Origin of the sequence: Hydrogenophaga sp. YM1, from assembly GCF_016903055.1 — a bacterium.
GTDB classification, from domain to species: Bacteria; Pseudomonadota; Gammaproteobacteria; order Burkholderiales; family Burkholderiaceae_C; genus Hydrogenophaga; species Hydrogenophaga borbori.
The window spans coordinates 3,678,681-3,704,123 of sequence record NZ_CP070223.1 but is presented as its reverse complement, the minus strand read 5'-3'; the positions used below and the strand labels follow the sequence as shown (position 1 = coordinate 3,704,123).

The 25,443-nt window shown below is 70.8% G+C and carries 28 protein-coding genes; 23 read left to right on the top strand and 5 right to left on the bottom strand.

Features of this window, described 5'->3' with window-relative positions:
* Nucleotides 1-7 precede the first annotated feature (7 nt).
* The 15 genes from murG (at nt 8) to JNX00_RS17385 (ending at nt 12,486) form a co-directional block, all read left to right on the top strand.
* On the top strand, nt 8-1,060 hold the full coding sequence (murG, locus tag JNX00_RS17455) for an undecaprenyldiphospho-muramoylpentapeptide beta-N-acetylglucosaminyltransferase (RefSeq protein WP_204745094.1): 1,053 nt from the start codon (nt 8-10) through the stop codon (nt 1,058-1,060).
* Nucleotides 1,057-2,454, top strand: coding sequence for a UDP-N-acetylmuramate--L-alanine ligase (gene murC / locus JNX00_RS17450; RefSeq protein WP_204743013.1), 1,398 nt, complete (start codon nt 1,057-1,059; stop codon nt 2,452-2,454). The genes murG and murC overlap by 4 nt, the downstream gene beginning before the upstream one ends.
* Nucleotides 2,451-3,389 carry a D-alanine--D-alanine ligase gene (locus tag JNX00_RS17445; RefSeq protein ID WP_204743012.1) on the top strand — a complete coding sequence of 313 codons (939 nt, stop codon included), beginning with the start codon at nt 2,451-2,453 and terminating at the stop codon, nt 3,387-3,389. The genes murC and JNX00_RS17445 overlap by 4 nt, the downstream gene beginning before the upstream one ends.
* Nucleotides 3,390-3,399: 10 nt before the next feature.
* Entirely contained in the window at nt 3,400-4,200 is an 801-nt protein-coding gene (locus JNX00_RS17440; protein WP_204743011.1) for a cell division protein FtsQ/DivIB, read from the top strand.
* A 13-nt stretch (nt 4,201-4,213) separates the two neighbouring features.
* Nucleotides 4,214-5,443, top strand: a complete 1,230-nt coding sequence (gene ftsA / locus JNX00_RS17435; protein ID WP_070397246.1) for a cell division protein FtsA — start codon at nt 4,214-4,216, stop codon at nt 5,441-5,443.
* 195 nt (nt 5,444-5,638) lie between these two features.
* Nucleotides 5,639-6,853, top strand: a complete 1,215-nt coding sequence (gene ftsZ, locus JNX00_RS17430; protein WP_116960685.1) for a cell division protein FtsZ — start codon at nt 5,639-5,641, stop codon at nt 6,851-6,853.
* Nucleotides 6,854-6,941: 88 nt separating this feature from the next.
* A complete protein-coding gene (gene lpxC / locus JNX00_RS17425; RefSeq protein ID WP_070397248.1) occupies nt 6,942-7,865 on the top strand; it encodes a UDP-3-O-acyl-N-acetylglucosamine deacetylase in 924 nt (307 codons plus the stop codon).
* A gap of 13 nt (nt 7,866-7,878) precedes the next feature.
* Entirely contained in the window at nt 7,879-8,055 is a 177-nt protein-coding gene (locus JNX00_RS17420) for a hypothetical protein (RefSeq protein WP_175442772.1), read from the top strand.
* A gap of 72 nt (nt 8,056-8,127) precedes the next feature.
* The gene (gene folE / locus JNX00_RS17415) at nt 8,128-8,856 is read left to right on the top strand and encodes a GTP cyclohydrolase I (protein ID WP_070397249.1); all 729 of its coding nucleotides are present in this window, start codon (nt 8,128-8,130) and stop codon (nt 8,854-8,856) included.
* 25 nt (nt 8,857-8,881) lie between these two features.
* Nucleotides 8,882-9,304, top strand: coding sequence for a BLUF domain-containing protein (locus tag JNX00_RS17410; RefSeq protein WP_204743010.1), 423 nt, complete (start codon nt 8,882-8,884; stop codon nt 9,302-9,304).
* A gap of 28 nt (nt 9,305-9,332) precedes the next feature.
* A complete protein-coding gene (locus tag JNX00_RS17405; protein WP_070397251.1) occupies nt 9,333-10,214 on the top strand; it encodes an EamA family transporter in 882 nt (293 codons plus the stop codon).
* 27 nt (nt 10,215-10,241) lie between these two features.
* Nucleotides 10,242-11,075 carry a DUF429 domain-containing protein gene (locus tag JNX00_RS17400; RefSeq protein WP_070397747.1) on the top strand — a complete coding sequence of 278 codons (834 nt, stop codon included), beginning with the start codon at nt 10,242-10,244 and terminating at the stop codon, nt 11,073-11,075.
* Nucleotide 11,076: 1 nt separating this feature from the next.
* Entirely contained in the window at nt 11,077-11,580 is a 504-nt protein-coding gene (locus tag JNX00_RS17395) for a 6,7-dimethyl-8-ribityllumazine synthase (RefSeq protein ID WP_204743009.1), read from the top strand.
* A 139-nt stretch (nt 11,581-11,719) separates the two neighbouring features.
* Nucleotides 11,720-11,941 carry a hypothetical protein gene (locus tag JNX00_RS17390; RefSeq protein WP_070397253.1) on the top strand — a complete coding sequence of 74 codons (222 nt, stop codon included), beginning with the start codon at nt 11,720-11,722 and terminating at the stop codon, nt 11,939-11,941.
* The gene (locus tag JNX00_RS17385) at nt 11,941-12,486 is read left to right on the top strand and encodes a thermonuclease family protein (protein ID WP_204743008.1); all 546 of its coding nucleotides are present in this window, start codon (nt 11,941-11,943) and stop codon (nt 12,484-12,486) included. Before JNX00_RS17390 ends, JNX00_RS17385 begins: the two co-directional genes overlap by 1 nt.
* Here the strand turns inward: JNX00_RS17385 and moeB are convergent.
* The 3 genes from moeB to gpmA all read right to left on the bottom strand — a co-directional run bounded on the left by moeB (nt 12,454) and on the right by gpmA (nt 15,644).
* Nucleotides 12,454-13,227, bottom strand: a complete 774-nt coding sequence (gene moeB, locus JNX00_RS17380) for a molybdopterin-synthase adenylyltransferase MoeB (RefSeq protein WP_204743007.1) — start codon at nt 13,225-13,227, stop codon at nt 12,454-12,456. The two genes, JNX00_RS17385 and moeB, sit on opposite strands and share 33 nt — an antisense overlap.
* A gap of 62 nt (nt 13,228-13,289) precedes the next feature.
* Nucleotides 13,290-14,768 (bottom strand): S41 family peptidase, encoded by a 1,479-nt coding sequence (locus JNX00_RS17375; protein ID WP_204743006.1) that lies wholly within the window; start codon nt 14,766-14,768, stop codon nt 13,290-13,292.
* Nucleotides 14,769-14,900: 132 nt separating this feature from the next.
* On the bottom strand, nt 14,901-15,644 hold the full coding sequence (gene gpmA, locus JNX00_RS17370) for a 2,3-diphosphoglycerate-dependent phosphoglycerate mutase (protein WP_204743005.1): 744 nt from the start codon (nt 15,642-15,644) through the stop codon (nt 14,901-14,903).
* 82 nt (nt 15,645-15,726) lie between these two features.
* Here gpmA and JNX00_RS17365 point away from each other — a divergent pair, with 82 nt between their 5' ends.
* The 4 genes from JNX00_RS17365 (at nt 15,727) to JNX00_RS17350 (ending at nt 18,014) form a co-directional block, all read left to right on the top strand.
* On the top strand, nt 15,727-16,137 hold the full coding sequence (locus JNX00_RS17365) for a rhodanese-like domain-containing protein (RefSeq protein ID WP_070397258.1): 411 nt from the start codon (nt 15,727-15,729) through the stop codon (nt 16,135-16,137).
* A 28-nt stretch (nt 16,138-16,165) separates the two neighbouring features.
* Nucleotides 16,166-16,426, top strand: coding sequence for a glutaredoxin 3 (grxC, locus tag JNX00_RS17360; protein WP_070397259.1), 261 nt, complete (start codon nt 16,166-16,168; stop codon nt 16,424-16,426).
* A 96-nt stretch (nt 16,427-16,522) separates the two neighbouring features.
* Entirely contained in the window at nt 16,523-16,981 is a 459-nt protein-coding gene (gene secB, locus JNX00_RS17355) for a protein-export chaperone SecB (protein WP_070397260.1), read from the top strand.
* A gap of 10 nt (nt 16,982-16,991) precedes the next feature.
* Nucleotides 16,992-18,014, top strand: coding sequence for an NAD(P)H-dependent glycerol-3-phosphate dehydrogenase (locus JNX00_RS17350; protein ID WP_204743004.1), 1,023 nt, complete (start codon nt 16,992-16,994; stop codon nt 18,012-18,014).
* Nucleotides 18,015-18,029: 15 nt separating this feature from the next.
* Here JNX00_RS17350 and panC read toward each other — a convergent pair whose 3' ends face one another.
* Both panC and panB read right to left on the bottom strand, forming a co-directional pair.
* On the bottom strand, nt 18,030-18,881 hold the full coding sequence (gene panC / locus JNX00_RS17345) for a pantoate--beta-alanine ligase (RefSeq protein ID WP_070397262.1): 852 nt from the start codon (nt 18,879-18,881) through the stop codon (nt 18,030-18,032).
* A 1-nt stretch (nt 18,882) separates the two neighbouring features.
* A complete protein-coding gene (panB, locus tag JNX00_RS17340) occupies nt 18,883-19,758 on the bottom strand; it encodes a 3-methyl-2-oxobutanoate hydroxymethyltransferase (protein ID WP_070397263.1) in 876 nt (291 codons plus the stop codon).
* Nucleotides 19,759-19,880: 122 nt separating this feature from the next.
* Here panB and nadC point away from each other — a divergent pair, with 122 nt between their 5' ends.
* From nadC to JNX00_RS17320, 4 genes are all read left to right on the top strand, one after another.
* Nucleotides 19,881-20,744, top strand: a complete 864-nt coding sequence (gene nadC, locus JNX00_RS17335; protein WP_204743003.1) for a carboxylating nicotinate-nucleotide diphosphorylase — start codon at nt 19,881-19,883, stop codon at nt 20,742-20,744.
* Nucleotides 20,745-20,755: 11 nt separating this feature from the next.
* Nucleotides 20,756-21,859, top strand: coding sequence for a quinolinate synthase NadA (nadA, locus tag JNX00_RS17330; RefSeq protein WP_204743002.1), 1,104 nt, complete (start codon nt 20,756-20,758; stop codon nt 21,857-21,859).
* Nucleotides 21,860-21,861: 2 nt separating this feature from the next.
* Nucleotides 21,862-23,616 carry an aminodeoxychorismate synthase component I gene (pabB, locus tag JNX00_RS17325; RefSeq protein WP_239478348.1) on the top strand — a complete coding sequence of 585 codons (1,755 nt, stop codon included), beginning with the start codon at nt 21,862-21,864 and terminating at the stop codon, nt 23,614-23,616.
* Between the two features lie 104 nt (nt 23,617-23,720).
* Nucleotides 23,721-25,427 carry a ShlB/FhaC/HecB family hemolysin secretion/activation protein gene (locus JNX00_RS17320; RefSeq protein WP_239478172.1) on the top strand — a complete coding sequence of 569 codons (1,707 nt, stop codon included), beginning with the start codon at nt 23,721-23,723 and terminating at the stop codon, nt 25,425-25,427.
* The last annotated feature ends 16 nt before the right edge of the window (nt 25,428-25,443 follow it).

Below are 25,443 nucleotides of genomic sequence, written 5' to 3'. Positions count from 1 at the left end.
CCTGATCATGGCTGGCGGCACCGGCGGCCACATCTTCCCCGGGCTCGCGGTGGCCGAGGCGCTGCGCGCGCGCGGCTGGCGCGTGCACTGGCTGGGCGCGCCGGGCAGCATGGAAAGCCGGCTGGTGCCGCCGCGTGGCTTCGCGCTCGAGACCGTCGAATTCGGCGGCCTGCGCGGCAAGGGACTGGTCACGAAGCTGCTGCTGCCGCTGAACCTGCTGCGCGCCTTCTGGCAGAGCCTGCAGGTGGTGCGCCGCGTGAAGCCCGACGTGCTGGTGGGCCTGGGCGGCTACATCACCTTCCCGGGCGGGATGATGGGCGTGCTGCTGGGCAAGCCCCTGGTGCTGCACGAACAGAACTCCATCGCGGGTCTGGCGAACAAGGTGCTGGCCGAAGTGGCCGACCGCCGCTTCTGCGCCTTCCCGAACGCGCTGTCCAAGGCCCAGTGGGTGGGCAACCCGATGCGCGCGGCCTTTCTGAACCAGCCCGCGCCGGCCGAGCGCTTCGCGGGCCGCACGGGCCCGCTGCGCCTGCTGGTGGTGGGCGGCAGCCTGGGCGCGCAGGCGCTCAACCGTGTCGTGCCGCAGGCGCTGGCCCTGATCCCCGAGGCCCAGCGCCCGGTGGTGCTGCACCAGAGCGGCGAGAAGCAGATCGACGAGCTGCGCGCCAACTACGCCAGCGCCGGCGTGGCGGCCGAGCTCACCCCCTTCATCGAGGACACCGCCAGCGCCTACGCCGAGGCCGACTTGGTGATCGGCCGCGCCGGCGCCAGCACGGTGACCGAACTGGCCGCCGTGGGCGCGGCCTCGCTGCTGGTGCCGTTTCCTGCCGCGGTGGACGACCACCAGACGCACAACGCGCGTTTCCTGGTCGACGCGGGCGCGGCCTGGCTGGAGGCGCAGGCCGGCCTCACGCCCGACAAGCTCGCCCTGCTGCTGCAGGGCCTGGACCGCGCCCAGCTGCAGGCCATGGCCGAAAAGGCGCGCGCCGTGGCCAAGACCGGCGCCACCGAGGCCGTGGTCGGCGCCTGCCTCGAACTCGCGAAAGTCAGAACCGAATGAAGCACGCCATCCGTCACATCCACTTCGTCGGCATCGGCGGCGCGGGCATGAGCGGCATCGCCGAGGTGCTGCTCAACCAGGGCTACACCATCTCCGGCAGCGACCTGGGCGAGAGTGCGACGACGCGCCGCCTCGAGTCCCTGGGCGCGAAGGTCTGCATCGGCCACGAGGCCAGGCACATCGAGGGCGCCGACGCCATCGTCACCTCCACCGCCGTGAAGGCCGACAACCCCGAAGTGGTGGCCGCGCACGCCAGGCTGGTGCCGGTGGTGCCGCGTGCGGTGATGCTGGCCGAGCTGATGCGCATGAAGAAAGGCGTGGCCATCGCCGGCACGCACGGCAAGACCACCACCACCAGCCTGGTGGCCAGCGTGCTGGCCGAGGCCGGCCTGGACCCGACCTTCGTGATCGGCGGGCGCCTGAACAGCGCCGGCGCCAACGCGGCCCTGGGCAGCGGCGAGTACATCGTGGTCGAGGCCGACGAGTCCGACGCCTCCTTCCTCAACCTGCTGCCGGTGATCTCGGTCGTCACCAACATCGACGCCGACCACATGGACACCTACGGCCACGACTTCGGCCGCCTCAAGGGCGCCTTCGTGGACTTCCTGCACAAGATGCCGTTCTACGGCGCGGCCGTGGTCTGCGTGGACGACGCCGCGATCCGCGAGATCCTGCCGCAGATCGCACGCCCCATCACCAGCTACGGCCTGAGCGAGGACGCCCAGGTGCGCGCGCTGAACGTGCGCGCGGTCGGTGGCCAGATGCACTTCACCGTGCAGCGCCGCAACGGCGTGGCCCTGCCCGATCTCGACGTGGTGCTCAACCTGCCGGGCCAGCACAACGTGCTCAACGCGCTCGCCGCCATCGGTATCGCGGTCGAGTTGGGCGTGCCCGACGCGGCCGTGCTGCAGGCGCTGGCCAGCTTCAAGGGCGTGGGCCGGCGCTTCCAGCGCTATGGCGAGGCACGCCTGGCCGACGGCGGCCACGCCACCATCGTCGACGACTACGGCCACCACCCGGTGGAGATGGCCGCGACCATCGCTGCCGCGCGCGGCGCCTTCCCGGGGCGGCGCCTGGTGCTGGCCTTCCAGCCGCACCGCTACACCCGCACGCGCGACTGCTTCGAGGACTTCGTGAAGGTCATCGGCCAGGCCGACGCCGTGCTGCTGGCCGAGGTCTACGCGGCTGGCGAAGCGCCCATCGTGGCGGCCGACGGCCGTTCGCTGGCGCGCGCGCTGCGCGTGGCCGGCAAGCTGGAGCCGGTGTTCGTGGACGACGTGGCCGACATGCCGCGCGCGGTGCTGGACAACGCCCGCGACGGTGACGTGGTGCTGTGCATGGGCGCCGGCACCATCGGCACGGTGGCGGGACGAATCATGGAGTTGGCGAAATGACTGGCAAGGATTTCGGCAAAGTGGCGGTGCTCATGGGCGGGCGTTCCGCCGAACGCGAGGTATCGATCATGTCGGGCACCGGCGTGCTCAAGGCCCTGCGGTCCCAGGGCGTGGACGCGCACGCCTTCGACCCGGCCGAGCGCGACATGAGTGAGCTCAAGCGCGACGGCTTCGCGCGCTGCTTCATCGCGCTGCACGGCCGCTTCGGCGAGGACGGCACGGTGCAGGGCGCGCTGGAGCTGCTGGGCATTCCCTACACCGGTCCCGGCGTGATGGCCTCGGCCGTGGCCATGGACAAGCTCATGACCAAGCGCATCTGGGTGGCCGAGGGCCTGTCCACGCCGGCCTGGCGTCAGGTGCGCAGCGCGGCCGAGACGCGCGCCGCCTTCGAGGCGCTGGGCTCGCCCATGATCGTCAAGCCCGTGCGAGAGGGTTCCACGATCGGCCTCACCAAGGTGGTGAGCGCCGACCAGTGCGAGGCCGCCTATGCCCTGGCCGCCCAGCAGGACCCGATGGTGATGTGCGAGCAGTTCATCGCTGGCGACGAAGTCACCTGCCCGGTGCTCGGCACGGGCGGCTCGGCCCGCGCGCTGCCGGTCATCCGCATCGTGGCGCCCGACGGCAACTACGACTACCAGAACAAGTACTTCACCGACGACACGCAGTACCTGGTGCCCTGCGGCCTGCCCGAGGGCGAGGAGGCCGCCATCCAGGCCCTGGTGCTCAAGGCCTTCCTGGCGCTGGACTGCCGCGGCTGGGCGCGCGCCGACGTGATGATCGACGCCGCCACGCGCAAGCCCTACCTGCTGGAGATCAACACCTCGCCTGGCATGACCGGCCACTCGCTCGTGCCGATGTCGGCGCGCGCGGCGGGCATTTCCTACGAAGACCTGTGCGTGCGCCTGCTGGCCACCGCCGCGCTGGACAACGCCTGACCCACCCCCCATGCCCACGACGACCGACATACCCCTGGACGTGAAGCTGATGGCCCTGGCCACCCAGCTTCTGCTGGGTGTGTTCGCCTTGCTCGCGCTGGGCGCGCTCGGCACCTGGGCCGTGCGCCACCCGGCCTGGACGGTCAAGGGCATCAGCGTGCACGGCGACGTGGCGCACCAGAACGCCGTGGGCCTGCGCGCCCAGCTGGCCACGCAGATGCGCGCGCGCCTGTCGTCCAGCTTCCTCACCGTCGACCTGGATCAGGTGCGCCAGATGTTCGAGCAGGTGCCCTGGGTGCGCCGCGCCGTGGTGCAGCGCGAGTTCCCCAACCGCCTTCGCGTGACCCTGCAGGAGCACGACGCCGTGGCCTGGTGGGGCGAAGCAGGCTCGGGAGAACTGGTCAATTCCCACGGCGAGGTCTTCGAGGCCAGCCCGGACGACGTCGACCAGTTGCCCGAACTCGCCGGCCCCGAGGACCGGGCGGGCGAGGTGCTGGCCATGCACAAGACCCTGCAGGCGCAGTTCGCGCGCCTGGAGCTCGGCCTGGACCGCCTGGAGCTCGGCGAGCGCGGCGCCTGGCGCGCGCGGCTGCACAGCGGCGCGGTCGTCGAACTCGGCCGCGGCACGCCCGAGGAGCTGCAGGCCCGCGTGCAGCGCTTCGTCGGCACCTTGCCCCAACTCACCGAACGCACCGCAGGCGCGCTGCAGACCGTGGACCTGCGCTACCCCAACGGCTACGCGCTGCGCATCCGCGGCGTGACGACCACCAGCGACCACCCCGCCAACCCCCGCACACCCACGAACCGGTAACGCCCGCACCATCATGCCCAAGGAATACAAGGACCTCGTCGTCGGACTCGACATCGGCACCGCCAAGATCATGGTGGTGGTGGCCGAGGTGCAGGCCGGCGGCACGCTCAAGCTGGCCGGGCTGGGCGTGGCCGCGAGCCACGGCCTCAAGCGCGGCGTGGTGGTCAACATCGACGCGACGGTGCAAAGCATCCAGCAGGCCCTGAAAGAGGCCGAGCTGATGGCCGACTGCCGCATCGCGCGCGTCTACACCGGCATCACCGGCAGCCACATCCGCGGCATCAACAGCAGCGGCATGGTGGCCATCAAGGACCGTGAGGTCAGCGCCACCGACGTGGCGCGCGTGATCGAAACCGCCAAGGCCATCAACATCTCCACCGACCAGCGCCTGCTGCTGGTCGAGCCGCAGGAGTTCGTGATCGACGGCCAGGAGGTCAAGGAGCCGATCGGCATGAGCGGCATCCGCCTCGAAGCCAAGGTGCACATCGTCACCGGCGCCCAGAGCGCGGCGGAGAACATCATCAAGTGCGTGCGCCGCTGCGGGCTGGAAGTCGACCAGCTGATGCTCAACCCCCTGGCGAGCAGCCAGGCGATCCTGACCGACGACGAGAAGGAGCTGGGCGTGGCGCTGGTCGACATCGGCGCCGGCACCACCGACGTGGCCATCTTCTCGGGCGGCGCGATCCGACACACCGCGGTGATTCCGATCGCTGGCGACCTGATCACGAGCGACATCGCCATGGCGCTGCGCACGCCCACCAAGGACGCCGAGGACATCAAGGTGGACAGCGGCTGCGCCAAGCAGCTGCTGGCCGACCCCGACACGCAGGTGGAGGTGCCGGGCCTGGGCGACCGCGGCCCGCGCCTGCTGGGCAAGCAGGCCTTGGCCGGCGTGATCGAACCGCGCGTGGAGGAAATCTTCTCGCTGGTGCAGCAGGTGCTGCGCGACAGCGGGCACGAGGAAATGCTCTCCAGCGGCATCGTGCTCACGGGCGGCAGCGCGGTCATGCCGGGCATGGTGGAACTCGGCGAGGACATCTTCCTCAAGCCGGTTCGCCGCGGCGTGCCCAACTACCACAGCGCGCTGTCCGACATGGTGGCGCAGACGCGCGCGGCGACGGTGATGGGCCTGCTGGAGGAAGCGCGGCTGGCCCGCGTGCGCGGCCACAAGGTGGCGCAGAAGGCGGGCTCGATGTCGGGCACGCTGGAGCGCGTGAAGAACTGGTTCATGGGAACGTTCTGATGCCTTGGACGATCTCCCTCACCACGCACGGCCCGCCGCAGTGGCGGCCGCCGGGGCGGCGCCGACGACGAGGACGGTGTGCCAAACACACCGGTCCTCCCGGATGACCCGAACCCTTGTCCCGATTTCCGTTTTCACATTCCAAGCATCGCCGGTGGCACGGCAACAGAACAGGCAACTGCAAAGGAGCACCCAATGAGCATCGAAATGATCGAAGTTGAAGAATTCAACCTGGGCACGCAGATCAAGGTCATCGGCGTGGGCGGCGGCGGCGGCAACGCCGTCGAGCACATGATCGCCCGCCAGGTCCAGGGCGTGGAGTTCATCTGCGCCAACACCGACGCGCAGGCGCTGGCGCGCAGCGCCTCGCACAAGACCATCCAGCTGGGCGTCACCGGCCTGGGCGCGGGCAGCAAGCCCGAGAAGGGCCGCGAGGCCGCCGAAGGCGCCGTGGACAGCATCCGCGAGGCCATCGAAGGCGCGCACATGCTGTTCATCACCGCCGGCATGGGCGGCGGCACCGGCACCGGCGCGGCGCCCGTGATCGCGCGCGTGGCCAAGGAGATGGGCATCCTCACGGTGGGCGTGGTCACCAAGCCCTTCGACTGGGAAGGCGGCCGCCGCATGGTCAACGCCGACCAGGGCCTGGCCGAACTCGAGGCCAACGTGGACTCGCTGATCGTGGTGCTGAACGAGAAGCTGCTGGACGTGCTGGGCGACGACATCACCCAGGACGAGGCCTTCGCGCACGCCAACGACGTGCTCAAGAATGCCGTGGGCGGCATCGCCGAGATCATCAACGAGTACGGCAACGTCAACGTGGACTTCGAGGACGTGCGCACGGTGATGGGCGAGCCCGGCAAGGCCATGATGGGCACCGCCACGGCGTCCGGCCCGGACCGCGCGCGCATCGCCGCCGAGCAGGCCGTGGCCTGCCCCCTGCTGGAGGGCATCGACCTGTCGGGCGCCAAGGGCGTGCTGGTGCTGGTGACGGCGGCCAAGGGCTCGCTGAAGCTGGCCGAGTCCAAGCTGGCCATGAACACCATCCGCGCCTACGCCTCGGCGGAAGCGCACGTGATCTACGGCGCCGCCTACGACGACAGCCTCGGCGACGAGATGCGCGTCACCGTGGTCGCCACGGGCCTGTCGCGCCAGGGCCAGCAGCGCCGCCAGCCGCCGCTGCAGGTGCTGCGCACCGGCACCGACGACGTGCCGTTCAACGTGCCGACGGTGAACCAGGCCGTGGGTGGCCCGGGCGCGGGCACGGCCCAGCCGGACTACCAGCACATGGCCGTGCCCAGCGTGTGGCGCACCAACCGCACCCAGGCGGCGGCCAAGGTGGACGCGCTGGCCTCGGGCGGCATGGACGACTTCGAGATCCCGGCCTTCCTGCGCAAGCAGGCCGACTGAGCGCCAGGGGGGCGGGCAAAGCCCGCCCCTATCGCGGTCATCGCCTTTTCCCACCATGGCCTGGGGTCGAGAAACCTACAATTCGAGGATGCTTGCGCAACGCACCCTCAAATCCCTGACCAAGGCCGTCGGCGTCGGCCTGCACAGCGGTCAGCGCGTTGAGCTGACCCTGCGCCCCGCCGCGCCCGACACCGGTATCGTGTTCCGCCGTGTCGACCTGCCCGAGCCGGTCGACATCCCCGTCAACGCGCTGTCCGTCAGCGACACCCGCCTGGCCTCCACCATCGCCAACGGCGGCGCCAAGGTCCACACCATCGAGCACCTGATGAGTGCCTGTGCCGGCCTGGGCCTGGACAACCTGCTCATCGACATCACCGCCGAAGAGGTGCCCATCCTCGACGGATCTTCCGCTTCCTTCGTCTACCTGCTGCAAAGCGCGGGCATCGCCACGCAGAACGCGCCCAAGCGCTTCATTCGCGTCATCGAACCGGTGGAGGTGCGCGAAGGCGAAGGCCGCGGCCTGAAGTGGGCGCGGCTCGAGCCCTACCACGGCTACAAGCTCAGCTTCGAAATCGAGTTCGATCACCCGGCCGTCAACGCCTCGGGGCAGCGCGTGGAGTTCGACCTCGGCAGCGGCAACTACGCGCGCGAGATCGCGCGCGCGCGCACCTTCGGCTTCACGAAGGACGTGGAGATGATGCGTTCCCACGGCCTGGCGCTGGGCGGCGGGCTGGACAACGCCATCGTCATGGACGACGTCAAGGTGCTCAACGCCGACGGCCTGCGCTACGGCGACGAGTTCGCCAAGCACAAGATCCTCGACGCCATGGGCGACCTGTACATCGTCGGCAAGCCGCTGTTGGCCGCCTACAGCGCCTTCCGCAGCGGCCACGCCATGAACAACCAACTGCTGCGCGCGCTGCTCGACCGGCCGCAGGCCTACGAGCTGGTGAGCTTCGAGAACGAGCGCGAGGCCCCGCGCGGTTTCGCCCAGGTGGCCCCGGCCTGGTGAGGCGGCGCCGCGCATGCTGCTGTTCCGCTGGGCCGTCCTGCTGCTGCTGATCGCGGCGGGCGTGTGTTTCGCCTTCTACGTGGGCACCGGCCAGCCGCGCTACCGCCAGTGGGGCCTGGTGATCCTCAAGTGGACGGTGATCGCTGCCCTGGGCTTCTTCGCGGTGCTGGTGCTCGAGCGGCTGCTGTAGTGATCCCCAGCCGCCCGGGGGATACCCGGGTGCCCGGGCCCGGCTCGGGTGGGCCGGGTGGTAGCATGCCCAATGCTCATGAAGACCGACCCTGACCAGACCCCGGCCACGCCGCCTTCCGGCGACGAAGGCGTGCCCGTGTCCGTCAAGATCCGCGAACGCCTCAAGGCCGCGCGCCAGCGCTTCCACTCCAACGACAACATCGCCGAGTTCATCCAGCCCGGCGAACTCGAGAAGCTGCTCGACGAGGTCACGGAAAAGATGCAGGGCGTGCTCGAGGCCATGGTGATCGACACCGAGAGCGATCACAACACCGGCAACACCGCGCGCCGCGTGGCCAAGATGTACCTCAAGGAGGTCTTCGCGGGCCGCTACGTCAAAGGCCCGGCGGTCACCGAATTCCCCAACGCCGAGCACCTCAACGAGCTCATGATCGTGGGCCCGATCACCGTGCGCAGCGCCTGCAGCCACCACTTCTGCCCGGTCATCGGCAAGCTGTGGATCGGCGTCATGCCCAATGAGCACACCAACGTCATCGGCCTGTCCAAGTACGCGCGCCTGGCCGAATGGATCATGGGCCGCCCGCAGATCCAGGAAGAGGCCGTGATCCAGCTAGCCGACCTGATCCAGGACAAGACGCAGCCCGACGGCCTGGCCATCGTGATGGAGGCCAGCCACTACTGCATGGCCTGGCGCGGCGTCAAGGACATGGACAGCAAGATGATCAACTCGGTGATGCGCGGCGTCTTCCTCAAGGACGCCAACCTGCGCCGCGAATTCCTCGCCCTCGTGCCCCGCTGAGACCCCTCCACCGGAAAGAACCAACATGCTGGTCCGTCTGCTCTACGTCAGCCGCGCCGTCGACAAGGAGGCCAAGGCCATCGAAGGTATCCTCGAGTCCTCGCGCCAGCACAACCTGTCCAACGGCATCACGGGGGTGCTGTGCTACGGCGGTGGCATCTTCCTGCAGGCCATCGAAGGCGGCCGCGCCGCGGTCAACCAGCTCTACAACCACATCGCGGCCGACCCGCGCCACAAGGACGTGGTGCTGCTGCACTACCAGGAAATCAGCGAGCGCCGCTTCGGTGGCTGGACCATGGGCCAGGTCAACCTCGCCAAGCTCAACACCTCCATCGTGCTCAAGTACTCCGAGCGCCCCGAGCTCGACCCCTACGCGGTTTCGGGCGAGGTCTCGCTGGCGCTGCTCGAAGAGCTGATGGCCACGGCCAGCATCATCGGTCGCGCCTGATCGGCCCGGGCCCGCCCGGCACCGTTCCATGGCGCTCGATGCGTTCCTGCTCATCCTGCTCGCGGGCCTGATCCACGCGGGCTGGAACATCGCCGCCAAGCACGCGGGCGGCGACACGCGCTTCGCCTGGTTCTCCTCCGCGCTGATCGCCGTGATCTGGGCACCCGTGGGCTGGTGGTTCGCGCGCAGCGAACTGCCGCGCTGGGGCACCACCGAATGGGCCATGGTGGTGGCCAGCGGCGTCATCCACGTCTTCTACTTCACCACTTTGTTGCGCGGGTACCGGCGCGCCGACCTCACGGTGGTCTACCCGCTGGCGCGCGGCAGCGGCCCCCTGATCACCGCGCTGGTGGCGGTGCTGTTCCTCGGCGAGCGCCTGAGCGCGCTCGGCGCCGCCGGCATCGCGGCGGTGGTGGGTGGCGTGTTCCTCATTGCGGGCGGCCCGGGCCTGTGGCGCGCGGCGCACGACCCGGCCAAACGCGAGCGCCTGCACCGCGGCCTCTACTACGGCGCGCTCACAGGCCTGTCCATCGCGGCCTATTCGGTGGTGGACGGCTACGCGGTGAAGGTGCTGCTGATGTCGCCCATCCTGGTCGACTACATGGGCAACCTCGTTCGGCTGGTGCTGTTCTCGCCGCGTGTGCTGCGCGACCGCGCCGAGGCACTGCGCCTGTGGCGCCTGCAGTGGCGCCACGCGCTGCTGGTGGCGCTGCTCAGCCCGGTGGCCTACGTGCTGGTGCTGTTCGCCATGCAGCGCGCGCCGCTGTCGCACGTGGCGCCGGCGCGCGAGGTGTCCATGCTGTTCGCCGCGCTCATCGGTGGCCACCTGCTGCGCGAGGGCGACCGGGGCCTGCGCATCCTCGGCGCGCTGTGCATCGGACTGGGCGTGGCGGCGCTGGCCCTGGCCTGAGGCGGCGTGGGCTCGGCGGGCGCGGCCATGGACTTCACGCTGCTGGGCTGCGATTTCACGAGCGCGCCGACGCGGCGCAAGCCCATCGTGCTGGCCGTGGGCCGCGCCGAGCGGGGCCGCGTGCTGCTTGACGCCATCGAGCGTTTCGAATCGCTGGACGCCTGGGGCGAGCGCCTGCGCGCGCCCGGTCCCTGGGTGGGCGGCTTCGACCTGCCGTTTGGTTTGCCACGCGAACTGGTGCAGGCCCTGGGCTGGCCCCAGGACTGGCGCGCCTGCATGGCGCACTACGCGGCGCTGCCGCGCGCGGCCATCCGCGAGGCCTTCGCGGCCTTTTGCGACGCGCGCCCCGTGGGCGGCAAGTTCGCGCACCGCGCCACCGACGGGCCGGCCGGCTCCAGCCCGAGCATGAAGTGGGTGAACCCGCCGGTGGCCTTCATGATGCACGCGGGCGTGCCGCGCCTGATCGCCGCCGGCGCACACCTGCCCGGCCTGCTCGACGGGGACCCGCAGCGCGTGGCGCTGGAGGCCTATCCCGGCTTGCTTGCGCGCAGCGTGCTGGGCGCGGTGTCCTACAAGAGCGACGACAAGGCCCGGCAGACTGGCGAGCGCCTGATCGCACGCAAGACCCTGGTAAACGCGCTGGAAAATGGCCAGGCGCCCCTGCTGCAGGCGGCCGGCCTGCGGCTGAGGCTCACGCACGCGCAGCGCGACGACCTGGCCGACGACGCCAGTGGCGACCGGCTGGACGCGGTGCTGTGCCTGCTGCAGGCGGCCTGGGCGCTGCAGCGCCGGCGCGCGGGCGATGCGCGCTGGGGCCTGCCGGGCTTCGACCCGCTCGAGGGCTGGATCGTGGGCTCCTAGAATGCCCTCCATGTCCGAAGCCCCGTCCCTCATCGACCTCCCCCCGCTGCCGCGCGAGCTGCGCTTCGCCTTTGTCGAAGCGTCCTGGCACGCCGACATCGTGCAGCGCTCGCGCGACGCCTTCTTCGCCGAGATGGCGCGCGCCGGCTTCGGGCCCGGGGCGATCGACGTCTTCGACGTGGCCGGCGCCTTCGAAATCCCGCTGCACGTGCAGCGCCTGGCGCAGTCGGGGCGCTACGCGGCCGTGGTGGGCAGCGCGCTGGTGGTGGACGGCGGCGTCTACCGCCACGACTTCGTGGCCGACGCCGTGGTGCGGGCGCTGATGGACGTGCAGTTGAAGACCGGCGTGCCGGTGATCTGCGCGGTGCAGGCGCCGCACCACTTCCACGAGCACGTGGAGCACCGCAAGTTCCTGCAGCAGCACTTCGGCGCCAAGGGCACCGAGGCGGCGCAGGCGCTGCTGAGCACGGTGGCCGGCCTGCGCGGGCTTGACGCGCGCACCTGAGGCGTTTGCGCTCGTCGCCCGCGGCGGCGCCGGCATGGACCCGTCGAACCGTGGGCTTTTGTCGCTCACACCGGGCGCTGGTCCTGGGGCTCGGCTGGTGCATCATCGGGCCTTTCTGACCATTCAACGGAGCCTCCACATGAACCTTGCCAAAGTCGTCGGCGTCGTGCTCATCGCGGCAGGGGCCATCGGCCTCATCATGGGCAGCTTCACGTACACCAAGGACACCGAGGCCGTGAAGCTGGGTCCGGTGGAGCTCTCGGTCAAGCAGAAGGAAACCATCAACGTGCCCGTGTGGGCCGGCATCGGTGCCATCGCCGTGGGCGTGGTGCTGCTGGTCATGGGCGGCCGCAAGGGTTGATGCGGCGCTTCGCGGCGGCGGTGGCCGGCGCGCTGCTGGCCGGCTTCGCCGTGGCCCCGGCGGCGGGCGAAACGGTCTATTCGGCGCGTGTCATGCGGGTGTTCGACGGCGACACCCTGTGGGTGCAGCCCGCCTCGGGCGGGCGCTGGCGCAAGCTGCGCCTGGACGGCCTCGACGCCCCCGAAATCTGCCAGCGCGTGGGCGTGGCTGCGCGCGACGCCCTGGCCGCTCGCGTGCTCGATCGGACCGTGACGGTGCATGAACGCGCGCGCGACGGCTACGGCCGGGGCCTGGCGCGCCTGGAGTCCGCGGGCGAAGACACGAATGCCTGGCTGGTGCGCGCGGGCTGGGCCTGGGCCGCGCGCTGGCGCGGCCAGGGGCGCTACGTGACAGACGAAGCGCGGGCGCGAGAGGCAGGCCGCGGCGTGTGGGTGGGCGGGGACACACCCGAGGCGCCGCGCGATTTCCGCCGCCGGCACGGGCCCTGCGAGCCGCCCTGGCCGGCGCCGGCCTCAGCCGACCGCCGACGCGCCGCCGTGCGCTGAGCCGCAGACCGGGCAGTGCGGGTCGCGCTTGAGCGCGATGTCGTGGAAGGCCAGTTCGCGGCCGTCAAGCATGAGCAGGTGGCTGGTGCGGCGCGAGCCCAGGCCCGCGAGGAGCTTCAGCGCTTCGGCCGCCTGCATGCTGCCCACGATACCCACCAGCGGCGCGAACACGCCCATGGTGGCGCAGCGCACTTCTTCCACGCCGGCGTCGGGAGGGAAAACGCAGGCGTAGCAGGGCGCGTCGGCCACGCGCGGATCGAACACGCCCAATTGGCCGTCGAAGCGGATCGCCGCGCCCGAGACCAGCGGCTTGCCGTGGCGCACGCAGGCCCGGTTGACCAACTGGCGCGTGGCGAAGTTGTCGCAGCCGTCGATGACCACGTCGGCCGTGGGCACCCAGGCGTCGAGCAGGGCGTCGTCGGCGCGCTGGTTCAGGGCGGTGACCTGCACGTCGGGGTTGAGGGCGGCGACCGCCTCGCGCACGGACTCGGCCTTGGGCCGGCCCACACGCGCCAGGTTGTGCGCGATCTGGCGCTGCAGGTTGGTCTCGTCGACGGTGTCGTCGTCGATCACGGTGAGCCGCCCGACGCCGGCGCTGCCCAGGTACAGCGCCACCGGCGAGCCCAGCCCGCCCGCGCCGATGAGCAGGGCGTGCGAGGCCAGCAGGCGCTGCTGGCCCTCGACGCCGAGTTCGTCGAGCAGGATGTGGCGCGAGTAGCGCAGCAGTTGGGCGTCGTTCACGCGGTCTGGCGCGGCGGGGCCGCGCAGGAAGAGGGCGGCGGGCCGTCGCGGCCCACCGGGGCTCAGTTCTCTTTCTTCTCGTCGGGGCGCACGGTCTGCGATTTGCTGACCACCACCGGCTGGCCCTTGAGGCGGTTCAGCGCCTGCTGGAGCTGGAAGTCCTTGTCGCTGCCGAACTCGGGCACCAGGCGCTGGCCGGGGTTCTTGCGGGCTTCCTCTTCGAGCTTCTTGCGGGCTTCCTCGCGCGCTTCCTCGCGTTTCTTCTCGGCCTCGCGCTGTGCGTCCGTCATGGGGCCGTGCGGCGTGCTGCCCAGGCTGTTGTTCAGGTCGGCCTCGCGGGTGCGCAGGGCGGCGAACAGGTTGCCTTCGGCGGTTTCGTCCACCATGACGTCGGGCACGATGCCCTTGCCCTGGATGGACACGCCCGAGGGCGTGTAGTAGCGCGCGGTGGTGAGCTTGAGCCCGGTGTCGGGTCCCAGCGGGCGAACCGTCTGCACCGAGCCCTTGCCGAAGGTCTGGCTGCCCATGATGGTGGCGCGCTTGTGGTCCTGCAGGGCGCCGGCGACGATCTCGCTGGCCGAGGCCGAACCTTCGTTGACCAGCACCACCAGGGGGAGGCGCTTGTAGAAGCCCTTGGTGTTCTCGGTGAGGCGGCGGATCGAGTCGTTGCCACCGCGGCGCAGGTAGTGCTGCGGGATGGCCTTGTAGATGAACTTGCTTTCTTCCAGCTGGCCGTTGGTGGACACCACGGTCACGTTCTCGGGCAGGAACACGGCCGACAGGCCGACGGCGGCGTCCAGCAGGCCGCCCGGGTCGTTGCGCAGGTCGAGCACCAGACCTTTCATGTTCGGGTCGGCTCGGTAGAGGTCTTCGAGCTTGCGCGTGAAGTCGTCGAGGGTGCGTTCCTGGAACTGCGAGACGCGCACCCAGGCGTAGCCCGGCTCGACCGTGCGCGACTTCACGCTCACGGTCTTGATTTCCTCGCGCGTGATGGTGACGGTGAAGCTGCGGTCCTCGTCCTTGCGCAGGATGCTCAGCAGCACCTTGGTGCGCGGCTCGCCGCGCATGAGCTTGACGGCCTCGTTGATGGTGAGGCCCTTGACGGCGGTGTCGTCGATGCGCGTGATCAGGTCGCCGCTCTTGAGGCCGGCCCGGAACGCGGGCGAGTCCTCGATCGGGGTGACCACCTTGACCAGGCCGTCTTCCATGGTGATCTCGATGCCCACGCCCACGAAGCGGCCGCTGGTGCCCTCGCGGAATTCCTTGAAGGACTTCTTGTCGAAGTACTGCGAGTGGGGGTCGAGGCTGCTCACCATGCCGGAGATGGCGTCCGAGATCAGCTTCTTCTCGTCCACCGGCTCCACATAGTCAGTCTTGACCATGCCGAACACGGCGGCGAGTTGCTGGAGTTCTTCCAGCGGCAGGGGGGTGAGCGTGTTGCGCGCCACCGCCTGCAATTGCACCGTGGTGAGCGCACCGGCCACCGCGCCAATGGCCACCCAGCCAACGGTCCTGAGCTTGGAACCGACCCGCTTCGTCATGGATTCACCTTTGCAATCTGCCCAACAAGGGCCCTTGGCCCTGCGGGCCAATATACACCTTGGAGAATGGGGCCTCGTCGGGGTTCCCCACCGGCCGGCGGCGGTTTCGCCCGTCCAGGCGGGCGCAGGGGATCAGGCCTTGCCCTGAGCCGCCACGGCGGCGGCGGCCCGGGCGGCGGCTTCGGCATCGCCCAGGTAGTAGCGGCGGACCGGCTTGAGCTGCTCGTCGAGCTCGTAGACCAGCGGGATGCCGTTGGGGATGTTCAGGCCGACGATCTCGGCGTCGGAGATGCCGTCGAGGTACTTCACCAGGGCGCGGATGCTGTTGCCGTGCGCCGCCACCACGACGCGCTTGCCCGACTGGATGGCCGGCGCGAGCGCCTCGTTCCAGAACGGGATGACGCGCGCCACGGTGTCCTTCAGGCATTCCGTCAGCGGCACTTCCTCGGGCTTGAGGCGGGCGTAGCGGCGGTCGCTGCGCTCGCTGCGCGGGTCGCTGGGCTCCAGGGCGGGTGGCGGCGTGTCGTAGCTGCGGCGCCAGACCAGCACCTGCTCGTCGCCGTACTTTGCGGCCATGTCGGCCTTGTTCAGGCCCTGCAGGGCGCCGTAGTGGCGTTCGTTCAGGCGCCAGTTCTTGACCACCGGCAACCAGGTGCGGTCCATGGCGTCGAGCACGTGCCAGAGCGTGTGGATGGCCCGCTTGAGCACGCTGGTGTAGGCGATGTCGAAGTCGTAACCCTCGGCCTTGAGCAGTTGTCCCGCCGACAGGGCCTGCGACACCCCGGTGGGCGTGAGGTCCACGTCGGTCCAGCCGGTGAAGCGGTTTTCGAGGTTCCAGGTGGATTCGCCGTGGCGGATCAGGACGAGCTTGTGCATGGCGGAGTGCGGGGCGCCGGGCGCCGGAAGGATCGGAAACCGCGCATTTTAGAATCGCGGCCTTTCCCTCCAAGGTAACACCGTGAGCTTCTTCATCGAGAACTGGGTCCTGATCGCCGTGGCCTTCGTGTCGGGCGCCCTGCTGGTGTGGCCGGCCGTCAAGGCCGGCGGACGCACCGGCACCCTCAACGCCAACGACGCCGTGACGCTGATGAACCGCCAGAAGGCGGTCGTGATCGACGTCTCCGACGCCAAGGAATTCGCCGAGGGTCACATCGTCGGCGCCAGGCATCTGCCGCTGGACGAGCTGGAGGCCAAGCTGCCCGGCGCCGTCAAGAACAAGGCCCTGCCGCTGATCTTCGTCTGCCCGACCGGCGCGCGCGCCAACCGGGCCGTGGCGGTGGCCAAGAAGCTGGGCTACGAGAATCCGCAATCCCTGACGGGTGGCATGGGTGCCTGGCGCACCGCCGGCCTGCCGAGCGAGAAAGCCTGATCATTGGGTTTTGTCTGCGAGCGTCCGCATGCCCAAGGTCACCATCTATTCCAGCGACTACTGCCCCTACTGCCACCGCGCCAAGGCCCTGCTGCAGGCCCGCGGCGTGACGGACTACGAAGAGATCGTGGTCGATGGCCAGCCCGAGCTGCGCGCCCGGATGGCGGAACGGGCCGGGCGCACCAGCGTGCCGCAGATCTTCATCGGCGACACCCACGTGGGTGGCTGCGACGACCTGCACGCCCTGGACGCGCGCGGGGGCCTGGCCCCGCTGCTGCAGGCCGCCTGACAGGCGGCCGCCATTCGCGGCTGACATAATCCGCCGCTGTGCCCGCTGAGGGACTTCCCCGGCGGGCTTTTTCATTCCCGACACCCGAGACGCACCATGGCCGACACCGACACGCCCGTTTTCCAGATCCAGCGCATCTACCTCAAGGAAGCCTCGCTGGAGCAGCCCAACTCGCCGGCCATCCTGCTCGAGCAGGAGCAGCCCACGGTGGACATCCAGCTCGGCGTGGACGCCCAGCCCGTGGCCGAGGGCGTGTTCGAGGTGCGCGTGACGGCCACTGTCACCACCAAGATCAAGGACAAGACGGTGTTCCTGGTGGAATGCAAGCAGGCCGGCATCTTCGAGATCCGCAACCTGCCCGACGACCAGATGGGCCCGATCATGGGCATCGCCTGCCCGCAGATCGTCTACCCCTACCTGCGCGGCAACGTCGCCGACCTGATCCAGCGCGCCGGCTTCCCGCCCGTGCACCTGGCGGAGATCAACTTCCAGGCCATGTACGAGCAGCAGCAGGCGGGCCAGGACACGGCCGAGGCGCCGCGCATCATCACCTGATCCCCCGCGCATGACGCACGCCGCACCGCCGCGCACCGTGGTGCTGGGCGCCGGCGCCTGGGGCACGGCGTTGGCCATTGCGGGCGCGCGGCACGGGGCCACCCGCGTGAGCCTGTGGGCGCGCGACCCGGCGCAGGCCATCGCCATCGACCGCCAGCGCGAGAACCAGCGCTACCTGCCGGGCCTGGCCCTGCCCGAGGGCCTGTGCGTGGCCTCGGGCGAGGCCGCGCCCCTGCTGGCCGAGGCCGACCTGGTCATCGTGGCCACGCCCATGGCCGCGCTGCGCGGCTGGCTGCAGGAACTGCGCGGTCTGGCCGTGCCCGTGGCCTGGCTCTGCAAGGGCTTCGAGCGCGCGGCCTCGACCGACGAGGCGGGCCTGCTGGGCCACGAGATCGCCGCCGCCGTGGCGCCGGGCCTGCCCACCGGCGTGCTCAGCGGCCCCAGCTTCGCGCAGGAGGTGGCGCGCGGCCAGCCCACGGCCCTGGTGGCCGCCAGCGCGCGCGCCGACGTGCGCGAGGCCCTGGTCCACGCCTTCCATGGCCCGACGCTGCGGATCTACGCCAACGACGACGTGGCCGGCGTGGAGGTCGGCGGCGCGGTGAAGAACGTGCTGGCCATCGCCACCGGCCTGTGCGACGGGCTGAACCTGGGCCTGAACGCGCGCGCCGCGCTCATCACGCGCGGCCTGGCCGAGATGACCCGCCTGGGCCTGGCCCTGGGCGCGCGCGCCGAGACGTTCATGGGGCTGTCCGGCCTGGGCGACCTGGTGCTCACGGCCACGGGTGACCTGTCGCGCAACCGGCAGGTGGGGCGGCTCCTGGCCAAGGGCCAGACGCTGGAGCAGGCGGTGGCTTCGCTGGGCCACGTGGCCGAGGGCGTGTACAGCGCGCGCACCGTGGCGCAGCGCGCCCAGCGGCTGGGCGTGGACATGCCCATCACCGACGCGGTGGTGGCCCTGCTCGAAGGCCGGCTGCGGCCCGACGAGGCGGTGGCCGCGCTCATGGGGCGCGACCCCAAGGCCGAGGGCCTCTGAGGCCGGGTCGGCGCTTCAGATTTCCAGGTTGTCGATCAGGCGCGTGTTGCCCAGCCGCGCCGCGCCCAGCACCACCAGCGCATCGCCCGCCTTCGGGGCCTGCAGGTCCTCGCGGCGGCGCACCGTCAGGTAGTCGGGCTGCCAGCCGCGCGCGGCCAGGGCCTGCATGGCGCGCTGCTCCAGGGCGGGCAGCTGGCGCTCCAGGCCGTCGGCCGCCGCCAGCGCGTCGCGCGCCAGGGCGCGCAGCGCCAGCGAGAGCTGGACCGCCTCGGCGCGCTCGCTCTCGCTCAGGTAGCTGTTGCGCGAGCTCAGCGCCAGGCCGTCGGCGGCGCGCTCGGTGGCGGCGCTCACGATGTCGATGGGCAGCGCCAGCTGCTTCACCATGCGGCGCACGACCAGCTGCTGCTGGTAGTCCTTGAGGCCGAACAGCGCGCTGCGCCGACCCTTGGCCTCGCTGAACACGCACTGGAAGAGCTTCATCACCACCGTGCACACACCGGTGAAGAAACCGGGGCGGAAATGGCCTTCGAGGATGTCGGCGAGTTCGGCGGGCGGCTGCACCTTGAAGCCCTGGGGCTCGGGGTACATCTCGCGCTCGCTGGGCGCGAACACGATGTCGCAGCCGGCGCCGCGCAGCTTCTCGCAGTCGGCCTCCAGGGTGCGCGGGTAGGTGTCGAAATCCTCGTGCGGCGCGAATTGCAGGCGGTTGACGAAAATGCTCGCCACCGCCACGTCGCCCAACGGCTTGGCGGTCTTCATCAGCGCGAGGTGGCCGGCGTGCAGGTTGCCCATGGTGGCCACCAGGGCGGGGGAGTTGAAGGGCCGCAGCGCGTCGCGCAGTTCGGCGATGGTGTGAACGACTTTCATCTCACCAGGCGTGCAGGCTGTCATCGGGGAACTGGCCGTTCTTGACGGCGCTGACGAAATTGGCCATGGCCTCGCGCACCGAGCTGGCGCCGTCCATGAAGTTGCGCACGAACTTCGGGTTCTTGCCCAGGTTGATGCCCAGCATGTCGTGCATCACCAGCACCTGGCCGGCCGTGCCCTTGCCGGCGCCGATGCCGATGGTGTGGCAGCGCGGCAGCTGCTGGGTGATCTCGGCCGCCAGCGCGGCCGGCACCATCTCCAGCACCAGCATGGTGGCGCCGGCGTCCTGCAGTTCGAGCGCGTGGCGCTTGAGCGTGAGTGCGGCCTGGTCGTCGCGGCCCTGCACGCGGTAGCCACCGAGCGCGTGCACGGTCTGCGGCGTGAGGCCCAGGTGGGCGCAGACGGGGATGCCGCGCTCGACCAGGAAGCGCACGGTGTCGGCGGTCCAGCCGCCGCCTTCGAGCTTGATCATGTGCGCGCCCGCGTGCACCAGCTGCGCGGCGCTGCGCATGGCCTGTTCCTTCGATTCGTGGTAGCTGCCGAAGGGCAGGTCGCCGAGCAGCCAGGCCGTGCCCTGCACGCGGCGCAGGCCGCGCGCCACGCTTTCCACGTGGTAGGCCATGGTCTCCAGCGTCACGCCGGCGGTGCTGGCCAGGCCCTGGCAGACCATGCCGAGCGAATCGCCCACCAGGATGCATTCGACGCCGGCCGCGTCCGCGACGGCCGCGAAGGTGGCGTCGTAGGCGGTCAGCATGGTGATCTTTTCGCCGCGCTCGCGCAGCTCGGCCAGTCGCGGCAGGCTCACGGGCTTGCGGGCGGGCAGGGGAGAGGCCGCCGGCAGCGTGCCGTAGGGTGTGGCGGGGGTGGGGTTGCTCATGTCGTGGTCCGGCGCAGGCCGGGCGGTGAACGAGAATGCGGGACTATAGTGCATTGCACCATTCGGAGGCATGCCTCCCGGACGGTCTTTCCGATGGCTCTTTCACCGGCCTTTTTCCCACGATGAAACACCTCAGCGACTACACCTCCGCCGACATCGCCGCGCTGGCCGCGCAGGACGTCGCGCGTGCCCTGGCCGAAGACGTGGCCACGGGCGACCTCACCGCCGCGCTGGTCGATGCGGCGCGTGCGGCCCGCGCCCGCGTGATCGCGCGCGAGAGCGCCGTGCTGTGCGGTACGCCCTGGGTTGCCGCCGCCGTGCACGCGCTCGACCCCTCGGCCACGCTCACCTGGCACGTGGCCGAGGGCGCGCGCTGCGAGCCCAACCAGACCGTGCTCAGCATCGAAGGCCGCGCACAGCCACTGCTGACGGCCGAGCGCACGGCGCTGAACTTCCTGCAGCTGCTGTCGGCCGTGGCCACGCAGACGGCCGCCTATGTGGCGGCCGTGGCCGGCACCCGCGCGGCCATCGTCGACACGCGCAAGACCCTGCCGGGCCTTCGGCTGGCGCAGAAGATCGCCGTGACCACCGGCGGCGGCGTGAACCACCGCATCGGCCTGTTCGACGCGGTGCTGATCAAGGAGAACCACATCGCCGCCGCGGGCGGCGTGGCCGCGGTGCTGCAGCGCGTGCGCGACACCGCGCCGGCCGCGCGCTTCGTCGAGATCGAGGTCGAGACGCTGGCGCAGCTCGACGAGGCCCTGGCCTGCGGCGCCACCATGGTGCTGCTGGACAACATGGACCTGCCCACGCTGCGCGAGGCCGTGCGCCGCAACGCCGGTCGCGCCATCCTGGAAATCTCGGGCGGTGTCAACCTGTCCACCGTGCGGGCCCTGGCGGAAACCGGGGTCGACCGCATCTCCATCGGCGCCTTGACCAAGGACGTCAAGGCGATCGACTTTTCCATGCGCTTCGAGGCGCTGTGAGGAGCCAGTCCATGAGCAACGAAGCCATCATCGACGTCGAGTACGAACAGCCCGCCTGTCCCACGCAGCACGCCTGGGCCCGTGTGCCGGTGGAGCCCGGGCCGAAGCAGCGCGCCGAGCTCATGGAGCGCATCAAGCGCCTGCTGAAGGAGCGCAACGCGGTCATGGTCTCGCACTACTACGTGCACCCCGACCTGCAGGACCTGGCCATCGCCACCGGCGGCATCGTGAGCGATTCGCTGGAGATGGCGCGTTTCGGGCGCGACCACCCGGCGACCACGCTGGTGGTCTCGGGCGTGCGCTTCATGGGCGAGACGGCCAAGATCCTGAGCCCGGAGAAGACCGTGCTCATGCCCGACCTGGACGCGAACTGCTCGCTGGACCTCGGCTGCCCGATCGATGAGTTCAGCGCCTTCTGCGACGCGCACCCCGACCGCACCGTGGTGGTCTACGCCAACACCAGCGCGGCGGTGAAAGCGCGCGCCGACTGGCTGGTCACCAGCAGCTGCGCGCTGGACATCGTGCGCGCGCTGAAAGACAAGGGCCACAAAATCCTCTGGGCGCCCGACAAGCACCTGGGCGGCTACATCCAGCGCGAGACCGGCGCCGACATGCTGATGTGGAACGGCTCCTGCATCGTGCACGACGAGTTCAAGGCCTTCGAGCTGGCGGCGCTCAAGCAGGAGCACCCAAAGGCCAAGGTGCTGGTGCACCCCGAGAGCCCGGCCGACGTGATCGCGCTGGCCGACGCGGTGGGTTCCACCTCGGCCATCCTCAAGGCCGCCAAGGAACTGGACGCGCCCGAGTTCATCGTCGCCACCGACAAGGGCATGATGCACATGCTGCGCCAACAGAACCCGGGCAAGGTCTTCATCGAGGCGCCCACGGCCGGCAACAGTGCCACCTGCAAGAGCTGCGCGCACTGCCCCTGGATGGCCATGAACGGGCTGGCGGGCGTGGCCCAGGTCCTGGAAAAGGGTCTCAACCAGATCCACGTGGACCCCGGGCTGATCCCGCGCGCACGCCTGCCCATCGACCGCATGCTGGCCTTCACCGCCGCCCACAAGTCGGGCCAGGACGCGGGCGCGCTGGTGCCGAACATCGGCGCCGCGTGAGCGTGTCGGGCGTGCACGCCCGGCTCGCCTTCTCGGCGAGCGGCCTGGCGTCGCACGCTGCGCTGCGGCTCGACTTCGGCGCGCCGCGCGCCGTGCTCCGGGCCGACGCGCTGCCCGAGGTCGTGCCGGTGATCGAGGCCGCACAGGCCGCCGCGCGGCAGGGCGCCTGGGTGGTGGGCTGGCTGGCCTACGAGGCCGCGGGCGCCTTCGACCCCGCCCTGCCCACGCACGCGCCCGAGGGGCCATTGGCCTGGTTCGGCGTGCACGATGCCCCGCTGTCGAACGACACCAACCCGCGGCGCGACCCGCCCGCCGTGCGCGCGCACTGGGCCGACACGCCCGGCGCCCGCGCCGATTTCGACACCGCGCTGGCGGCCCTGCTGCAGGCCATCGAGGCCGGCGAGGTCTACCAGGTGAACCACACCGCGCGCTGGCGCGGCGAGCTGCACGAAGGCCGCGCGCTCGATCTGTTCGAGCGCCTGCGGCGCGAACAGCCCGCGGACTACGCGGCTTATGTCGACGGCGGCGGGCAGCAGGTGCTGAGCCTGTCGCCCGAGCTGTTCTTCGATTGGGATGGCGACCAGGTGCTGACGCGGCCCATGAAAGGCACCGCGCCGCGCGGCCTGGACCCGCGCGAGGACGCGGCGCAGGCCGCGCGCCTGGTGGCCTGTCCGAAGGAGCGCGCTGAGAACGTGATGGTGGTCGACCTGCTGCGCAACGACCTCTCTCGGGTCGCGCGGCCGGGTTCGGTGGCGGTGCCCTCGCTGTTCGACGCCCGCCCGCTGCCCACGGTGTGGCAGATGACCTCCGACGTGCGCGCGCGCACGCGGCCGGGCGTGGCGCTGGTGGACCTGCTGCGCGCCCTGTTCCCATGCGGCTCCGTCACCGGCGCGCCCAAGCGCCAGGCCATGCGCCGCATCGTGCAGCACGAGGCCGGCGCACGCGGCGTGTACTGCGGCGCCGTGGGCGTGCTGCGCCCGGGCGGCGGCGCCACCTTCAACGTGGCCATCCGCACGGTGGTGGTTCGCGAACGCGCCCTGACCCTGGGCGTGGGCAGCGGCGTCACCTCGGGTTCGCGCGCGCGCGCCGAATGGCGCGAATGGCAGCACAAGGGCGCCTTCGCGGTGCGCGCGGCCGAACCGTTCGAGCTGCTGGAAACCCTGCTGCTGGAGGACGGCCGCTGGCGGCATGAGCCACGCCACCGCGCGCGCATGGCGGGCTCGGCGCGCCACTTGGGCTTCGCCTGGACCGAAGAGGCCTGGTCGCGCGCCTTGCGCGCGCTGGTCGAGGCGCATTCCACGGGCCCCTGGCGCGTGCGCGTGCTCTGCCGCAGCGACGGCCGCGTGTGGGCCACGGCCCATGCCATGGCCACCTCGCCGACGCCGGTGCGTCTGCGGCTGGCCGAGCGCCCCTTCGCGGCCGCGCATTCGCCCTTCGTGCGGCACAAGACCACGCGCCGCACGCACTACGAAGCGGCCGAACGCGTGGCGCCCGGGGTGTTCGACACGCTGCTGTGGAACGACGACGGTGAGCTGACCGAGTGCACGCGGGGCAACATTGCCTTGCGCTTCGACGGGGGCTGGGTCACGCCCGCGCTGGACTGCGGGCTGCTGCCGGGCATCGCCCGGCAGTTGGCCTTGGACGAAGGGCGTTTGCGCGAAGCGGTGGTGCCGCTGTCGGCCTTGGAGCGGGTGCGGGAGTGGGCCTTCCTCAACAGCCTGCGCGGCTGGCTGCCGGCGGTGCTGGACGGGCGCTGAACCACCGCGCCGGCCACTGGCCGGCCATGCATACCCCCCGCCCGTTGTGACCGGGCGCCGCGGTTGTAATTCGCGCCTTTGCCAAGGCCGACCGCTTGCACCCCGTGACCCATCAACGCCCGATGCAGGCCTGTGGCCTGCTGCTTTCCCTGCTGGTCGTGCCCGCCTGGGCGCAGACCGCGGCCGAGGCCAGCGCGCGCGCCCCCACCGAACAGCGCCGGGCCGAGGAGCGCCAACTGCAGCAGCGCGAGGCATTGCAACGCGGCGCCGAGGTGTGGGGCACGCCCGATGTTCCGCTGCCTGCGCTGCACTGGCCCGAACACGAAGCGCCGTGCGTTCCCGTGCGGCACATTGCGCTGACGGGCGCCGAAAGCGATCGCTTCCAGTTTGTCCTGCAGGACCTCGTCGCCGGCGCCGATCCGGCCATTGGCCGCTGCCTGGGCACCGAGGGGGTGTCGATCGCGGTGGCCCGCGCGCAGCGGCGGCTGACGGCCCGGGGCTTCACCACCTCGCGCATCCTGCTCGAGCCGCAAAACCTGTCGCAGGGCACCCTGCGGCTGAGCCTGCTGCCCGGCCGCATCAGCGCCATCCGCTTCGCCGACGGCACCTCGCCGCGCGCCACGCAGCTCAACGCGGTGCCAGCCCGCGTGGGCGACATCCTCAATCTGCGCGACATCGAGCAGGCGCTGGAGAACCTGCGCCGCGTGCCCACGGTGGAGGCGGACATCCAGATCGTGCCCGGCAAAGGGCCCGCCGAGAGCGAACTCGTCCTCCGCTGGAGGCAGGCCCTGCCCTTGCGCCTGAACCTCTCGCTCGACGACAGCGGCACCCGGGCCACCGGCCGCTACCAGCTCAGCGCCACGCTCAGCGCGGACCATTGGTGGACGCTCAACGATCTGTTCTACCTCACGCAGGGCCGGGACCTGGGGGGTGGCGAGCCTGGCGCGCGCGGTACGCGCAACACCAGCCTGTACTACTCGCTGCCCCTGGGTTACTGGGCCTTGGGTTTCAACGCCAGCCGCTACAGCTACTTTCAGAGCGTGGCCGGCCTCTACCAGGACTACCGCTACAGCGGCTCGGGCGCGCAGCAGGACATCACGCTCTCGCGCCTGGTGCACCGCGACGGGGCGAGCAAGACCACGCTGCAGCTGAAAGCCTTCGCGCGCCAGTCGCGCAACTTCATCGACGACACCGAGATCGAGGTGCAGCGCCGCGCCACCGGCGGCTGGGCGTTTGGCGCCGAGCACCAACACCAGTTCGGGCGCGCGCGCTTCGAGCTGCGTGCGAACGTCAAGCGCGGCACCGGCGCTTTCGGCGCGCTGCCCGCGCCAGAGCAGGCCTATGGCGAAGGGACCTCGCGCTTGCAGGTGCTGAACGTGGATGCGGCCTGGTCCCAGCCTTTCGATCTGTGGGGCACTCGCCTGCACTTCAGCAGCCAATGGCGCGGGCAACGAGAACGCACACCGCTCACGCCGCAAGACCGCTTCGCCATTGGCGGGCGTTACAGCGTGCGCGGCTTTGATGGCGAGAGCAGCCTGACCGGCGAGCGTGGCTGGGTCTGGCGCAACGAACTGGGCCTGCCGCTGGGCGACAGCGGCCAGCAGCTCTACGTCGGCGTGGACCAGGGGCGCGTGGGTGGGCCCAGCGCGGTCTGGCTCGTCGGACGGCGCCTGGCGGGCGCCGTGCTGGGCCTGCGGGGCGGGTGGGGGGCGCTGTCCTACGACGCCTTCATCGGCGCGCCCCTGCACCAGCCGCCGGGGTTCCGCACGGCCAAGACCGTGGCCGGCTTTCAGTTGAGCGTGGGTTATTGAGTGTCAGGGAGAGGTC

Excerpts from the sequence above, each read along its gene's own strand:
- JNX00_RS17400 (WP_070397747.1), top strand. The coding sequence starts at position 10,242 with ATGGACTTCACGCTGCTGGGCTGCGATTTCACGAGCGCGCCGACGCGG.
- JNX00_RS17405 (WP_070397251.1), top strand. The coding sequence starts at position 9,333 with ATGGCGCTCGATGCGTTCCTGCTCATCCTGCTCGCGGGCCTGATCCAC.
- nadC (WP_204743003.1), top strand. The coding sequence starts at position 19,881 with ATGAAACACCTCAGCGACTACACCTCCGCCGACATCGCCGCGCTGGCC.
- folE (WP_070397249.1), top strand. The coding sequence starts at position 8,128 with ATGCTCATGAAGACCGACCCTGACCAGACCCCGGCCACGCCGCCTTCC.
- JNX00_RS17440 (WP_204743011.1), top strand. The coding sequence starts at position 3,400 with ATGCCCACGACGACCGACATACCCCTGGACGTGAAGCTGATGGCCCTG.
- murC (WP_204743013.1), top strand. The coding sequence starts at position 1,057 with ATGAAGCACGCCATCCGTCACATCCACTTCGTCGGCATCGGCGGCGCG.
- JNX00_RS17390 (WP_070397253.1), top strand. The coding sequence starts at position 11,720 with ATGAACCTTGCCAAAGTCGTCGGCGTCGTGCTCATCGCGGCAGGGGCC.
- panC (WP_070397262.1), bottom strand. The coding sequence starts at position 18,881 with ATGAAAGTCGTTCACACCATCGCCGAACTGCGCGACGCGCTGCGGCCC.
- JNX00_RS17350 (WP_204743004.1), top strand. The coding sequence starts at position 16,992 with ATGACGCACGCCGCACCGCCGCGCACCGTGGTGCTGGGCGCCGGCGCC.
- murG (WP_204745094.1), top strand. The coding sequence starts at position 8 with ATGGCTGGCGGCACCGGCGGCCACATCTTCCCCGGGCTCGCGGTGGCC.
- lpxC (WP_070397248.1), top strand. The coding sequence starts at position 6,942 with ATGCTTGCGCAACGCACCCTCAAATCCCTGACCAAGGCCGTCGGCGTC.
- JNX00_RS17410 (WP_204743010.1), top strand. The coding sequence starts at position 8,882 with ATGCTGGTCCGTCTGCTCTACGTCAGCCGCGCCGTCGACAAGGAGGCC.
- secB (WP_070397260.1), top strand. The coding sequence starts at position 16,523 with ATGGCCGACACCGACACGCCCGTTTTCCAGATCCAGCGCATCTACCTC.
- ftsA (WP_070397246.1), top strand. The coding sequence starts at position 4,214 with ATGCCCAAGGAATACAAGGACCTCGTCGTCGGACTCGACATCGGCACC.
- nadA (WP_204743002.1), top strand. The coding sequence starts at position 20,756 with ATGAGCAACGAAGCCATCATCGACGTCGAGTACGAACAGCCCGCCTGT.
- JNX00_RS17375 (WP_204743006.1), bottom strand. The coding sequence starts at position 14,768 with ATGACGAAGCGGGTCGGTTCCAAGCTCAGGACCGTTGGCTGGGTGGCC.
- JNX00_RS17445 (WP_204743012.1), top strand. The coding sequence starts at position 2,451 with ATGACTGGCAAGGATTTCGGCAAAGTGGCGGTGCTCATGGGCGGGCGT.
- gpmA (WP_204743005.1), bottom strand. The coding sequence starts at position 15,644 with ATGCACAAGCTCGTCCTGATCCGCCACGGCGAATCCACCTGGAACCTC.
- JNX00_RS17395 (WP_204743009.1), top strand. The coding sequence starts at position 11,077 with ATGCCCTCCATGTCCGAAGCCCCGTCCCTCATCGACCTCCCCCCGCTG.
- grxC (WP_070397259.1), top strand. The coding sequence starts at position 16,166 with ATGCCCAAGGTCACCATCTATTCCAGCGACTACTGCCCCTACTGCCAC.
- JNX00_RS17420 (WP_175442772.1), top strand. The coding sequence starts at position 7,879 with ATGCTGCTGTTCCGCTGGGCCGTCCTGCTGCTGCTGATCGCGGCGGGC.
- ftsZ (WP_116960685.1), top strand. The coding sequence starts at position 5,639 with ATGAGCATCGAAATGATCGAAGTTGAAGAATTCAACCTGGGCACGCAG.
- panB (WP_070397263.1), bottom strand. The coding sequence starts at position 19,758 with ATGAGCAACCCCACCCCCGCCACACCCTACGGCACGCTGCCGGCGGCC.
- JNX00_RS17385 (WP_204743008.1), top strand. The coding sequence starts at position 11,941 with ATGCGGCGCTTCGCGGCGGCGGTGGCCGGCGCGCTGCTGGCCGGCTTC.